This is a genomic window from Alishewanella sp. HL-SH06, from assembly GCF_052656265.1.
The window spans coordinates 951,348-965,898 of sequence record NZ_CP199752.1 but is presented as its reverse complement, the minus strand read 5'-3'; the positions used below and the strand labels follow the sequence as shown (position 1 = coordinate 965,898).

At 45.5% G+C, this 14,551-nt stretch carries 10 protein-coding genes; 2 read left to right on the top strand and 8 right to left on the bottom strand.

All coding sequences use genetic code 11. From position 1 onward, the window contains the following. Positions 1–26 precede the first annotated feature (26 nt). Together phoR and phoB are read right to left on the bottom strand one after the other, a co-directional pair. Positions 27–1,358, bottom strand: a complete 1,332-nt coding sequence (phoR, locus tag ACUJFK_RS04375) for a phosphate regulon sensor histidine kinase PhoR (protein ID WP_445426198.1) — start codon at positions 1,356–1,358, stop codon at positions 27–29. Positions 1,359–1,364: 6 nt separating this feature from the next. Next, positions 1,365–2,054, bottom strand: a complete 690-nt coding sequence (gene phoB, locus ACUJFK_RS04370) for a phosphate regulon transcriptional regulator PhoB (RefSeq protein ID WP_445426197.1) — start codon at positions 2,052–2,054, stop codon at positions 1,365–1,367. A gap of 334 nt (positions 2,055–2,388) precedes the next feature. Between phoB and ACUJFK_RS04365 the strand changes: the two genes are divergently transcribed. Continuing rightward, positions 2,389–5,073: a hypothetical protein gene (locus ACUJFK_RS04365; RefSeq protein ID WP_445426196.1), complete on the top strand. Its 2,685-nt coding sequence runs from the start codon at positions 2,389–2,391 to the stop codon at positions 5,071–5,073. A 102-nt stretch (positions 5,074–5,175) separates the two neighbouring features. Further along, positions 5,176–7,836, top strand: a complete 2,661-nt coding sequence (locus tag ACUJFK_RS04360; protein ID WP_445426195.1) for a TonB-dependent receptor domain-containing protein — start codon at positions 5,176–5,178, stop codon at positions 7,834–7,836. 129 nt (positions 7,837–7,965) lie between these two features. Here the strand turns inward: ACUJFK_RS04360 and ACUJFK_RS04355 are convergent, their stop codons facing one another. The 6 genes from ACUJFK_RS04355 to ACUJFK_RS04330 form a co-directional block, all read right to left on the bottom strand. After that, positions 7,966–8,184, bottom strand: a complete 219-nt coding sequence (locus tag ACUJFK_RS04355; protein ID WP_445426194.1) for a hypothetical protein — start codon at positions 8,182–8,184, stop codon at positions 7,966–7,968. Between the two features lie 270 nt (positions 8,185–8,454). Next, on the bottom strand, positions 8,455–9,366 hold the full coding sequence (locus ACUJFK_RS04350) for a porin (protein WP_445426193.1): 912 nt from the start codon (positions 9,364–9,366) through the stop codon (positions 8,455–8,457). A 268-nt stretch (positions 9,367–9,634) separates the two neighbouring features. Then, complete coding sequence (gene pstB, locus ACUJFK_RS04345; RefSeq protein WP_445426192.1) at positions 9,635–10,423, bottom strand: phosphate ABC transporter ATP-binding protein PstB; 789 nt, start codon at positions 10,421–10,423, stop codon at positions 9,635–9,637. A gap of 43 nt (positions 10,424–10,466) precedes the next feature. Next, a complete protein-coding gene (gene pstA / locus ACUJFK_RS04340; RefSeq protein WP_445426191.1) occupies positions 10,467–11,837 on the bottom strand; it encodes a phosphate ABC transporter permease PstA in 1,371 nt (456 codons plus the stop codon). Between the two features lie 6 nt (positions 11,838–11,843). Continuing rightward, positions 11,844–13,238, bottom strand: a complete 1,395-nt coding sequence (gene pstC / locus ACUJFK_RS04335; RefSeq protein WP_445426190.1) for a phosphate ABC transporter permease subunit PstC — start codon at positions 13,236–13,238, stop codon at positions 11,844–11,846. 203 nt (positions 13,239–13,441) lie between these two features. Next, positions 13,442–14,470: a substrate-binding domain-containing protein gene (locus ACUJFK_RS04330; protein WP_445426189.1), complete on the bottom strand. Its 1,029-nt coding sequence runs from the start codon at positions 14,468–14,470 to the stop codon at positions 13,442–13,444. Positions 14,471–14,551 lie beyond the last annotated feature (81 nt).

The following is a 14,551-nucleotide window of genomic DNA, read 5'->3' as shown; positions in this document are numbered from 1 at the left end:
ATCAGCTTAAGCCTCAACGAAAAGTGTTAATTTGGTTTAGAGAGTCTTTTCGAACTCTGCACATTCAGCACTAACTCTGGCGGCAGTGCAAAAGAAAAAGTACTGCCTTCACCCAGCTCTGAAAAAATCATTAGCTGGCTATTATGACGTGACAGCACATGTTTAACGATAGCTAAGCCTAAACCGGTGCCCCCGGTATGACGAGCACGCGCCTGATCTACGCGGTAAAAGCGTTCGGTCAGTCGTTTCACATGATTGGCGGCAATACCTTCACCATTATCGGTTACCGTAAAAAGTGCTTTTTGATGCTCACGCTGCCAACTAATATGAATAATGCCGTTAGCCGGTGTGTATTTAATCGCATTGGTCACTAGATTCGAGAACGCACTGCGTAATTCTTCCGATACCCCCGTCACTTTTAAGCTGTCATCAATATTAAAGTGTAATTGATGCTGTTTTTCTCGGTTCAAAGTTTCGGCTTCGTGTTCAATTAAATGCAGCATGGCGGGTACATCAACCTCTAATTCAAACTGTACTCTTGCCGCCGCCTCAATCCGCGATAAGGTTAATAACTGCTGCACTAAACTGTCCATGCGCCGCGTTTGTTCTAGCATAACAGTATGGGCTTTAGGCCAGATCGCCGGTGGCGGTTGGCAATCGGCATCCATCATTTCTAAGTAGCCTTGCAGCACGGTCAATGGCGTACGTAACTCATGCGATACATTGGCGACAAAGTCTTTGCGAATTTGCTCTAACTGCTTTAATTGGCTGATATCGCGGACGATCAGCAGAAATTGCGCCTTACCGTAAGGCATCATTTTACATTCAAGCACCAGATTGGATGAGGTAGGCGACAAGACTTCTAACGGCTGTTGAAAACGTTGTTCTTTAAGGTATTGATGAAACTCAGGCGAGCGAATTAAATTATCAATACGCTGCCCTTCATCGCTTGGCCAGCGTAAGCCCATCAGTATTTGCGCCAGTTTGTTACACCAAATGATACTCCAGTCTTCACTAAGCACCACCACTGCCTCAGGCAGGGCTTCAGCGCCATCTCGAAAACGCCGGACTAACGTCCGTAATTCTTTGCGTTTACGCCGCTCGCGCCGTTGCTGAAAATAAATACCGTCGAAGATTTGTTGCCAGCTACCATCACCTGCTGGCGGTGTTAGCTTTCGATCACGCCATAACCATTTATCAAGTAAAAAGATATGTTTATACTGCCAGGCTAGCTGAAATACACTGACAACCAGCAAAGCCAGTAATATTTCACCAAAGATCCAACCGACAAAAGCTGCCAAACCAAACTGCAGCAAGGCTTTGCTTAGCAGTGTCTTTTTAGACAGCAATAAACGCATGGGCGCTTACTTAGCCGAAAAGCGGTAGCCAGATCCGCGCACTGTTTGCACTAACCTGTCATGACCGTTAAAGGCAATCGCTTTACGCAAGCGTCGTATGTGTACATCCACGGTGCGATCCTCAACATAAACATTGGTGCCCCAAACGTGATCAAGTAATTGCTCGCGGCTATAGACTCGCTCTTGATGCGTCATAAAGAAATGCAATAAACGAAACTCAGTTGGCCCCATGTCTAAAGGCTGCTCGGCTGAGGTGACACGGTGCGATACTGGATCGAGCTTCAATCCCTGCACTTCAATCACATCATCCAAACTGGTGGGTGCAACCCGACGGATCACCGCTTTAATGCGTGCCATCAACTCTTTGGGTGAAAATGGTTTAGTGACATAGTCATCCGCACCCACTTCTAAACCTCGAATTTTATCTTCTTCTTCACCGCGGGCAGTTAACATAATGATCGGGATTGTACGGGTGATCTCATGCTGTTTCATTTTTTTAGCAAACTGAATGCCACTGCCACCTGGTAACATCCAATCGAGTAAGACGAGATCGGGATAAGGTTCAACCAACATCTCTACCGCACTGTTGAAATCAACGGCAGTAGCGGCTTGGTAACCATTTTGCTCTAGTACAAAACACAACATATCTCGGATTGGAGCTTCATCTTCTACAACGAGAATTTTACGCGACGACATTTATTCACCTGTGTAATGGTTATTTACCTAAGTGCCAGTATCCAATCAAAATATGACATTTTTATGAAATATAGCATCCTTTCTGTTTTTGCTCACCCACTTGCTTGATGACGCTAACAAACACCTCAAGGGTTTTACCAAAAATGCGTAGAAATTTATGACAGTTACATGAATTATTTATGGCAAGCAGGGCTGAAAGCCTTGATATATCTGCATGTTCCAATTTCATCCCCCCTCTCGCTCATCTGTAATAAAAGCGTCATAGCCGCAAGCTAAGTTAGCCGCACATTCATTCTTATTGCTCACTAATCAAAATAGATACGGAGAAATCTTCATGGCTTTACGCAAATTATTAAAACTGAGCGCAATCACATCCGCACTCATTCTCGCAGGGTGTGGTGGTGATTTAGTTGTTAATACCGGCGCAACAGACAATGCAACAGATGGCGGTGGCAATACCCCTCCTCCGGTAATCAGTAATTGCCCAACGTTTGCGACACAAGCTAGTAGCTTGGCCGGTGTAACCAAAACTGTTTGCGAAATCAGTGGTGCTATTACCAGTGATGTGCGCTTAACCGCCGATATTGCTTGGTCACTCAGTGGCAAAGTGACCGTGGGTAATGACAATAGCAATAGTGCTACCCTGACTATTGAACCGGGCACTTATGTATTTGGTAAAAGCGGCGCCGATTATTTAGTGGTCGCTCGGGGTTCAAAAATTCAAGCCATCGGTACAGCTGCAGCCCCTATCATTATGACATCGGTAAACGATATGTTAGGACTGTCTGATGAAGAATCAGCTGCTGAATGGGGTGGTTTAGTCATACTCGGTAAAGCCCCAACGAATAAATGTGATCAAGCCAACTTAGCCAGCTGTCAGGTTGAAGCAGAAGGCGAAGCCGGCCCCTATGGCGGTAACGATCCAGAAGATAACAGCGGTGCACTACGTTATGTGCAAGTGCGTTATGCTGGTTTTGAAGTGATCCCAGATAACGAGCTAAATGGTATTACCTTTGCCGGTGTAGGTCGCGGGACCACAGTAGAATATATTCAGGTGCATAATAACTTAGATGACGGCGTTGAATTTTTCGGCGGTACTGTCGATGCTAAATATGTGGTGTTAACCGGTAACCGCGATGACTCTTTAGACTGGGCTGATGGCTGGCAAGGTCGTATGCAGCATGTATTGATCCGCCATAACCCAAATGATACCAAGGCCAACCGGGGCATCGAAGCGGATAATCAATCTGGTAACTTCACCGCCACACCGGTGTCTAAACCGCAAATTGCTAACCTGACCATCATCGGCAACAACTTTGATGGCGAAGATGATTCTGAAGGTATCTTACTGCGCGCTGGCACTGCCGGTGAGTTATACAATGTCATTGTCACTGGCCCAACCGGTATGGGCGAATGTTTTGAAATCAACTCCGACGAAACCATCACTAACGCGGGTAATGGCGAAATCGTCTTCCGTAATTCTATTCTTGATTGTGCCGAGCCATTTAAAAACTCAGTTGATGCTAGCGGCAACATTACATTAAACGCTGAAACCTGGTTTCGCGCTCAGCCTGGCAATATGGTTACAGACGCATTGTTAGGCGGCTATATTCCTGCACCTAACTCACCTGCCCTAGGTAATGGCTACAACGTGGCGAATAACGTTGACCCTTGGTTTGATACTGTAAATTACATTGGTGCTTTTGATGGCATGAATGATTGGACAACTGGTTGGACAATTGGCTTACACCCCGATGACGACTTAGCAGCCTGCCCAGCAGGGACAACTGCGGTCAACAGCTTAACGGGTCGTTTAAATTGCCAATTATCTGGCGATATTACGGCGAATGTTACGCTTGCAGCCGGTGCGGATTATGTATTAAACGGCCGAGTGCGCGTTGGACAAGATAATCAAAACAACGCCACGTTAACCATTCAACCGGGTGTCACCTTATACGGTAAGTCTGGTGCTGACTTCTTAGTGGTAAGTCGTGGTTCAAAAATTAATGCCAATGGCACCGCAGCAAACCCTATCGTCATGACGTCAGTGCAAGATGTGATTGGCTCACCCACTGCAGCAGGCCAATGGGGTGGCTTAGTCTTACTGGGTAATGCACCTAGCAACAAGTGCGATCAAACTAATCTTGCCAATTGCCAAGTCGCTGCAGAAGGTGATGCCGGTAACTATGGCGGCGCTAACTGGGAAGATAACAGCGGCGTATTGAATTATGTGGTGGTAAAACACGCCGGTTTTGAAGTTATTCCTGATAATGAATTAAACGGTATTACTTTCGCCGGCGTGGGTGCAGGAACCCAATGTAGCAATATCCAAGTGCACCAGAACGTCGATGACGGTGTCGAGTTCTTCGGTGGCGCGGTTAGCTGTAAGAATGTGGTGTTAACGGCTAACGGTGATGACTCGGTTGACTGGGCCGACGGCTGGCGTGGCAACATGCAGTTTGTCATTGTTAAGCATGCTGCCGACGGTGCGAAAGCCAACCGCGGTATCGAAGCGGATAACCAATCAGGTAACTTCGGTGCCTTGCCCATATCAAACCCTGTTATTGCCAACCTAACCATTATCGGCAATACCTTTGACGGTGATGATGATTCTGAAGGCGTATTGCTTCGCGCTGGCACTAATGCACAGTTAGCAAACTTTGTGATTACTGGCCCAATGGGCATGGGTGAATGTTTAGAAATTGAATCAAATGAGTCGCGCGCGTTAGCGGCTGCCGGTTCACTCACTCTTACCAACAGCGTTATTGCTTGCCCCACTGAAGCGACCAAAGGCACTGTCGATAGCAACACCACGACAGAGCAATGGTTTTTAAATCAAGCAGGCAACAGCTTCGCGTCTAATCAAGCGGCGGTGTTGGACGGTATTTTCACTATCGACACTACCACACCTAAAGATATGACAGCCGTTAGCAGCTTCTTTGAAGCCGTTGACTTTATTGGTGCTGTTAAGCCCGGTAACGATTGGACCGCAGGTTGGTCAGTTGGCTTAGACGACTAACTCCCTTGCAGCACAACCAAAATGACGCGGTTGTGCTGCTCTTTTTAGGCCATCTCAAGGCCATCGCCAGTAACGTTTAAAAGCTGATAGGACAATGTTCAGATGAGCAGCAAACAAAAATTAAGTTTAAGTCGTGTAGGCCTGAGTGTCATGCTGGCCCTGAGCACCACGACAACCTTATTACCCATACATGCCAAGGCGCAAGATAGTGCTCCTGCACCTCAAACTGAAACTGAGGAACTTGAACGGATCTCCGTATCAGGCCGCTTGATGAGCTCCGCTGCAGCCGCCGCGGCAGAACGTCGAGAACAGCCCTATGTCGCAGAATTACTGGGCATGGAGCAAATTTCACGCGCTGGTGATAGCAATGCCGCCACCGCGCTGCGTCGCGTTACCGGCTTAACGCTAGTAAAAGACAAGTTTATATATGTTCGCGGTTTGGGCGAGCGCTATTCCAGCACGCTATTAAACGGTGCCTTGGTACCCAGCCCGGATCCAACCCGTAACGTGATCCCGCTAGATATGTTTCCGGCAGGCATTATCGAAAGTTTAGTGGTACAAAAGGCCTACTCCCCAGAACTACCGGCAGCATTTGGTGGCGGTAATGTCAATATTCGCACCGCAGCCATCCCCCTGCAAACTACCTTTAACCTAGCGATCGGCACGGGCTATAATAGCTTAAATAGCGCTGATGGCTTTAGCTATAACGGTGGCGACGATGATTGGCACGGTAAAGATGATGGCACACGTGCCATATCTTCCGAACTTGCTGCGGCACAAAACCAGTTTGGTGTGCTAACACCAATTAATATCGCGGAAGCCCTCGGTGGTATCAACGCCACCAATCTCGCACAAGCACAAACCATCGTGCGTGAACTGGGTACTGCATTTAATCGTGATATCGATATTAGCCGTACCTCAGTTAAACCCGACTTCGACGGCAGTGTCTCTTTTGGCAGCCGATTTGATCTGGCAAAAAATGTCGTATTTGGTGTGATGACAGGCTTTAGCTACGATCGTGCTACCCAAAATATTGAAGAACAAGAGCGGTATTACTCAATTTCTGGGGAGGCATTAACACCGCTTAATCGTTACGATGACATCCGAGGTACAGAGCATCAGATTAAGCTGTCTGGCATGTTAAATTTTGGTTTAGAGTTTGGCGTTGACCATCGTATAGAAACGTCGACGATTTATCTGCGCGATACAAAAGATGAGATCAAAATCAAAAACGGCGACAGTATTGAAACCATCAACGAAACGAACCGTTTTAATACTGACACCAGCCTCACTTATGAAGAGCGTACCATGCTGAGTAATCAGTTACGTGGCCGACATAATTTACCGTCACTGTGGGACCTGGCAATTGACTGGCAATATACCGATGCCAAGGCACGGCGTTATGCCCCAGGTCAAGTTGAATACCGTTACTTAAATGAAACGCAAGCCGACGGCTCAGTATTTTCGTTTTTACGACGCAATCAAAATGCCGTTACCTATAGCTTTGGTGATATGCAAGATAACACCCAGAATCTCAGCTGGAATGCGCATTTACCCATGACGCTGGGTAAAGCAGAGCTGACTTTCTCAACGGGTTATAATTATTTTGAGCGTAATCGTGATGCACAAACCGATCGTTTTAACTTTGATACTGTTGGTTTTAGCCTACAGCAATTAGCCGGTAGCTTTGCAGAAATTTTCTCAGATAGTCACATTCTAGATGCCGGTAATGGCTTTAAAATTTCTAACGTAACCACCCAAGCCGATGATTACCTTGCCGCTCAAATGATCGATGCCGGCTATGCCGCACTAGAGCTAAATTACGATTATCTGTTCCGGTTGAATCTGGGCGTACGCTACGAAGACTTTAAACAAGTGTCGCTACCCTTAGCCGCTGATGGGCAGATTAGCGGTAATGTCACCGATTCGGTGTTAGTAGAAGATGGGTTTTATCCCGCGCTATCACTAACTTGGTTTGTGAATGACGATTTACAAGCGCGCTTTGGTTACAGTAAAACGGTTGTACGGCCCGATCTACGTGAAGTTACACCAGTATTGTATGTCGACCCGCTAACCGACTTTAAAGTGACAGGCTTTAGCGGTTTAACCAGTACCGACATAAACAGTGCCGATGTGCGTTTCGAGTGGTATTACGATAACAGTAACTACAGTATAGGTTTGTTCTATAAAGACTTGGATAACCCGATTGAAGCAATTGAACTATCCGGTTCTGACGGTAACTTACTGATGTCATTTCGAAATGCCGAAAGCGGCAAATTATATGGCGTCGAAGCCGAGTTTTTACAGCAGCTTGATATGTTTAACGGCTCAATCGGTCAGATTGCCGATAACTTTTTCCTAGCAGGCAACTTAACGTTGAGTGAGTCAGAAATTACCATTCAGCGCTTCCCTGGGGCAAATTTAACCAATTTAGAGCGGGGTTTAAGTGGTCATTCTAAGTATGTCGCCAATTTGCAGCTTGGCTTTGATTCGGATAACGATAAGCACAATGCAACCCTAACCTATAATGTGTTTGGCAAGCGTATTGCTTTTGCTGGGGTCAATGGTAAAGACGATGCTTTCGAACAGCCGTTTAATTCGTTAGATGTGACATACAGCTATGCACCGAATAGCAATATCAGCGTTAAATTAGGCCTGAAAAATCTGCTAGATGAAGATGTCGAAATCTTACAGCAAGGCGAGATCTTACAAAAGCGTACAGAAGGCCAAAGTTACTCGTTGAGCTTTTCCTACAAATATTAAGCAAAAAACTCAGCCTGCAGTTGGCACAACCTTAACTTTTCCCTGTTTTACGGTTGTTTACTGCGGGCTTTATTTTTACTAACACTTATACCGATACCTTTGAATTAGCCTCTAGCTTCAACTTACTTTTTACTGCTGCTTAGCGGTTTCTGTTACTTTTACTCGTTTTTGTGGCGGATTTAACCAAACAACATGGCCAACATGTGGGCTAGTGCGCGTTAACGCGGTTGCCTCTTGCAGCCGTTGTTGGTCTGTTTCATAGGCATAATCAGCAGTGCCGATAGTTGAACAGCCGGATAATAGCGCTAGGGTAGAAATGGCCATCACGATAGGAAGATATTTTTTCATTGGCTAGACCTCTGTTGTTAACCTAAATTCACTATAAACAGAGAAGCCGCTGCTGTCTAACATAGCATTATGACAATTTGATGAATATCAACAAATATAAACCATTGAAAATATTGGATATTTAAAAATAGTTATTACAGGCATGACAAAAATAAGACAATTTAAGAGCTGCGAGCTATTAAAAGTTGTTTTGATATGAGAATTTGATTTAAAAAAAAGAGGGAAGTTAAAAAATAAGCCGGTCAGCGACCGGCCAAGAAGGCATTAAAATTAAAACTTATGCTTAATTCCCACCGCGATGTAATCACGATCAGGGTTTGTCATATCAAAGTTAAAGCTGCTGTACCAAGCATATAAAGTGGTGTTTTTACCTGCTTTGTAATCTGCACCCACGCTGACTGCATCATCATCTTCTAAGGTTTGATACTGTGCTTTAAGTTCTGTTTTACCAACTGGATAAGCTGCGCTAACTAACCAACCATCTTGCTCTACACCCGTGGTAATATTCTCTTGTGAATGAAGCATCGCGCCAAGTTTAAAATCAGCGGCTTTAAATTGGGTTTGTAAACGCAGAGTATCATAACCCGCTACCTCAGAATCCATTGATACAGCAGCATAATAATCGCTGTCTTTCAGGTTTTCGTCACCGTAATAAACTGATGCAGAGAAAGCATCTTCAGCATCTGCGGCATCTTCCATGACATAAGTTAAATGCATGCCGAAACCATTAAATTTAGGGGTGTAATAAGTCACTGAATTACTGGCTCGTACTTCACCACGCCACAACGCTTTTACGTCAGCTTCGTAATCACTGAATAAGTCAATTTTACCTTGCGCATCTTTTAGTGCTGTATCATGACGACCTAAACGCACTTCACCAAAGTTACCTTTTAAACCAACATATTGATTTCGAGACGTAATGTTCTCGCCTCCGCTAACATCCGCCAAATCAACTGCCCATTCAACTTGGTACACTAAAGTCATGCCACCGTCTAATGCAAAATCACCTTTCAAACCAAATCGTGAGCTGTTGCTTTTCAGTTCAGAGAACCGCCCTTCCCCTTCATCACTGGATTGTGCTGAAACATTCAGTTGACCATAAACGGTAAGTGGCTCAGCGTAAGCAACAGTGCAAACGGCTGAACCTAAAACTAATGCTACTGCAATTGATGATTTTTTCATGTTATCTACCCGAGTTAGTTAGGTTTCTTGTAGCTAATGCTCACAACCATAGTATTGATGACGGAGTGCATAATAAGAATTTTTTATGACAAACAAATGACAGTATAACATTTATATTGCGTTTATTTAGATTAGCCTGGACTGACCATAAAAATATGCATTAATAGACGAGCATGGCTACAGGGATAACACAAGCGCAGTCCATCAATGGGTTCAGCAAACAAGAAAGGCGCTTTCGCGCCTTTATTTTTTTACCAACAATCTAGGCTTAACCATAACGGCCTGTAATATAGTCTTCGGTTTTTTTCTGCTTCGGGTTGGTAAACACATCGTTGGTGCCACCAATTTCAATTAAGTTACCTAAATGGAAAAATGCCGTGCGATCAGACACCCGGGCAGCTTGCTGCATATTGTGCGTCACAATCACAATGGTAAAGTTTTGCTTTAATTCATCGATTAACTCTTCAATAATCGATGTGGCTATTGGATCCAGTGCTGAACAGGGCTCATCCATCAAAATCACTTCTGGACTAACCGCGATGGTACGCGCAATACACAAACGCTGTTGCTGACCACCCGATAAACCGGTACCTGGTTGATGCAAGCGATCTTTTACTTCTTCCCATAAACCAGCACGGCGCAAGCTGGATTCAACAATGTCATCCAAATCAGATTTTTTACTGGCTAAGCCATGCAACTTAGGGCCATAAGCAATATTTTCATAAATCGATTTTGGAAAAGGATTCGGTTTTTGAAACACCATACCGACCTGGGCGCGAAGCTGCACCACGTCTAAGGCCGGATCATAAATGTTGTTGCCATCTAACGCGATGTTGCCGGTTACTTTACAAATGTCGATGGTGTCGTTCATCCGATTTAAACAACGTAAAAACGTTGATTTACCACAACCTGACGGGCCGATAAAAGCAATCACTTCGTTTTCAACGATATCCATATCAATGCCATGGATTGCCTGATTGTCGCCATAAAACACTTTGACATCTCGCGCGGTCATTTTGATTTTTTCGGCGTTGTTCAACATGGTTACTTCACTCATAGTTTAATCCTGTTCGTTCAATTCTTAGGCTGTTTGCTACTTATTACCAACGCACTTCGTAGCGTTTGCGTAACCAAATCGCCAAACTGTTCAGAGATAACATCATCACCAATAACACGATGATAGCGGCCGATGTTCGGGCCTCAAAGAAATTCCGTAATTCGTTGCCTTGCCATAGGTAAATTTGTACCGGTAAGGCCGTTGCTTGATCCATGGCACTACCTGGCACCGAAGCAACAAAAGATTTCATACCAATCAGCAGCAAAGGAGCGGTTTCGCCTAAGGCTTGTGCCACACCAATAATCGAACCGGTTAAAATACCTGGAATGGCTAGCGGTAACACATGATGAAACACCGCCTGCGTTTTAGACGCGCCTAAGCCTAAGGCCGCTTGGCGGATCGACGGTGGTATCGCTTTTAATGTCGAACGCGTAGCAATAATCACTGTGGGTAGTGTCATCAGTGTCAACACTAACCCCCCCACAACCGGCGCTGACATCGGCAAATTAAACCAACCGATAAAAATTGATGCACCCAATAAACCGAACACGATAGAAGGTACTGCGGCAAGGTTATTGATATTGACTTCGACCAAATCGGTCATTCTATTTTTTGGTGCAAATTCCTCAAGGTAAATCGCCGCAGCAACGCCCATCGGGATGGCCAGCACAATGACGACGAGCATCATATAAAGTGACCCCATAAAAGCACCAGCTAACCCCGCCGAGGCCAGTGAACTGCGCGAATCGGGGTTCATAAACAAGGCAAAACTAAAGCGATTGCTGATGACGCCTTGCTGTTTTAATGAATCAACCCACTCGCGAACTTTGGCACTGAGCTGCTGTTGATCATCGGGTAAACTGCGATCAATATTCCCTTTTAACCAAACATCGATATTAGCATCTGTGAGCAAGTGTAAGGTTTTGGTTTGACCGATAATCGAAGGGTCAGCAATCACCAAATCACGCAACGCAAACCGCTCACCAGAGGTGACGATACGTTGTAATTCACGCCGATGCTGCTGAGCATCAGGGATCACTTGCTGTAACGCCGGGAAAATAAGCCGATTAAAGTTGACTAAACCCACTTCTGAACGCCACGCCAAATCACGCTGCCGAAACTCGTTCTCTGTTTCTCCTGCTTGCGGTTGCGGCTTTTCGCTGATCTTGACTATGGCAGGATCAAAGTAAATATCCAAGGTAATACTGTGCTGCCAAAACGCCGGTAGCCCTTTGGCAAAAATATTCACAAACAATAAGATTACCAATAAGATACTGGCCGATACCGCCAATAAACCTGCGGTTCTAAATAGCTTTTCTTGGCGATGGCGTTTTTTTAACGAGCGCACCACTTGTTGCTGTACTTTGCTGTAAGCCTTGTTCGTGTTGGTTACGGTTTTCAGTTCAGTCGTCATTTGGGATCACTCGTATTGTTCACGGTATTTACGCACAATCACCAATGCCACAATATTCAGCAGCAAGGTAATGGCAAACAAGGTTAAACCTAATGCGAAAGCCACTAAAGATTGTGGGCTAGCAAAGTCGTTATCACCGGTTAATTGGTTCACAATGGTCACGGTAACGGTAGAAACGGCTTCAAAGGGGTTAGCGGTTAAGCTTGGGCTGTTCCCTGCGGCAAGCAACACAATCATGGTTTCGCCAATCGCCCGACTCACCGCCAATAACACGGCCCCTACAATGCCGGGTAGCGCCGCCGGTAACACGACTTGCCGAATGGTTTCAGACTTTGTTGCCCCCAAACCTAAAGAACCATCACGTAATGACTTTGGTACCTGCGTAAGAATGTCGTCGGATAACGATGATATAAACGGGATAATCATGATGCCCATGACCACACCCGCCGTCAGTGCTGAGGTGGCACGAATCGTCATACCGATGCTTTGCCCGAACTCAGCAAAAAAAGGCCCAACGGTCACCAGAGCAAAGAAGCCATAGACAATCGTAGGAATACCGGCCAACACTTCGATAATCGGTTTAACGGTATTGCGTACCCGCTGTGGTGCGTATTCGGCTAGATATATCGCCACCATCAAACCTAGTGGAATGGCCACTAACATGGCAATCAACGCGACCAATAAGGTGCCCGATAACAAAGGAAGCAAACCAAAGCTGCCTTGGCTTCCGGTTAACGACCCTTCGGCTAAACCGACGGTAGAAAAACGCGGATTCCAAGTAGTGCCAAAGAAAAAGTCTGCCGGGCTGATAAATGAAAAGAATTTTAAGGTTTCGCCCACCATCGATAACACAATGCCAACCGTGGTTAAAATGGCGACGGTTGAGCAAAGCAATAACACGGCCATCAAGGCTTTTTCAACTTGATGACGCGCACGGAGTGACGGTTGGATCTTTTTAAAGCTGAGCAATAAGCCTAGCGATGCCAAGATAAACATTAACGCGGTTAACATTAAGGCGCTTTTCTGCTGCAATGCCGACAGATAACTCGCTGCAGCCACTTCCCAATCAGCGGCTTCGGCAACTACCCCAAAATTACTGGCTAAATTACTAATACGGCGCATCAATACCGCAGCTTGTTCGCTATCGGTTAACAGTTCTGCAGGCACCGTCGCTAACGTCAGCGTTTGCAGCACACCGGGCGCCAGCCAATTCCACAATAATAACAACAGAAATGGCGGTAACACCGCCCATAAGCCGACCATCATGCCGTAATGATGTGGCCGAGAATGCATACTGGCACTGTTCTGACCGCCCGCCATGCGCCGGCTCCGAGTCATGCCAAATTGATAGGCAATCGCCATGAAGATCAGCAGTACAAAAATTAAAGACAGATTATTCATCAAAGCTCCGCTTTCGCACAGAGGACAATTAAGTGGGGGGCAGGATAACGCGCTAAAGTTGCAGTTTTATGACAGTCACAGCAAACAACCCTATTGTTTAGCACAAACTAAAAAAAACCACCTTTACAAGTATGCTGATCAGTTAGCGGTGAGGCTTAACTGACCTGCATTAACCTTGCGGTGGTTTTATTAGAATACTGAAATTACAGTGACTTTTTACTACGAATCGCTGCTAAAATTTCAGCACGCTCGTCATCCGCTAATGGGATCAGACCGGCAAATTCTAGCGGGCTGGCTTCACCCGAGGCCGCATCCGATACAAAGTATTCAGCAAATTGCTGTAAACCAGGGATCACGCCAATATGCTCGCCTTTCACATAGAAAAACAGTGGCCGAGAAACCGGATAAGCACCAGAAATAATGTTTTCTACCGTTGGAACAACACCGTCAACTGTAGCAACTTTGATGCGATCACGGTTTGATTCATAGAAGCTTAAACCAAATACGCCCACCGCGTCTTTTTGTGCTTGTAAACGCGCTAAGGTTTCAGTGTAGTCACCCGCAATTTCAACTACGGCACCGTCAGTACGCATGGCTAAACAAAATTCACCCTGCTGATCCTTTGACATGGTTTTGATTTCAGGCAAAGACTTACACCCTTCTAAAACCACTTTTTCTTCGTACACTTCGCGCGTACCATGGTTAGAACCGGGGATGGCTAACAAGATACTTTGATCAGGTAATGACTTATCAATTTGCGACCAACGTGAGTAAGGGTTCGCCACCATTTTACCGTTTTGTGGCACTTGCGCTGCTTGCGCTAGAAAAACATGTTCAGGTTTTAAAGCAAAGGTTCCGGCATCCACTCGTGAGGCAAATACAATACCGTCGTAGCCTATTTTCACTTCAATAATATTTTTAACACCATTGGCGTTACACGCCTCTACTTCCGCAGGGCGAATTTTCCGCGATGAGTTTGCTACATCAATAGTATTGGTACCAACGCCTTGGCAAAACTGACGCAAACCACCTGAAGAACCGCCTGAGCCCACAACAGGCGTCTTGAACTGAGCAAAGTTATTGCCAAATTCTTCTGCCGCAATAGATGAGAATGGCAGCACGGTAGACGAGCCAGCAATTTGAATGGTGTCACGGGCACTTTGCGCAGTTGCCGCAAAACTGATACTTAAAGCAGTGATTAAAGCCAGCTTAGAAAATTTTTTGATTTGCATAAATTCATTCCTAGTTTGCAGAAGTTTATCTCAACCCCAGTAGTCTGCCTGCGTAATATTGCATTAATGTGACAAACAAGA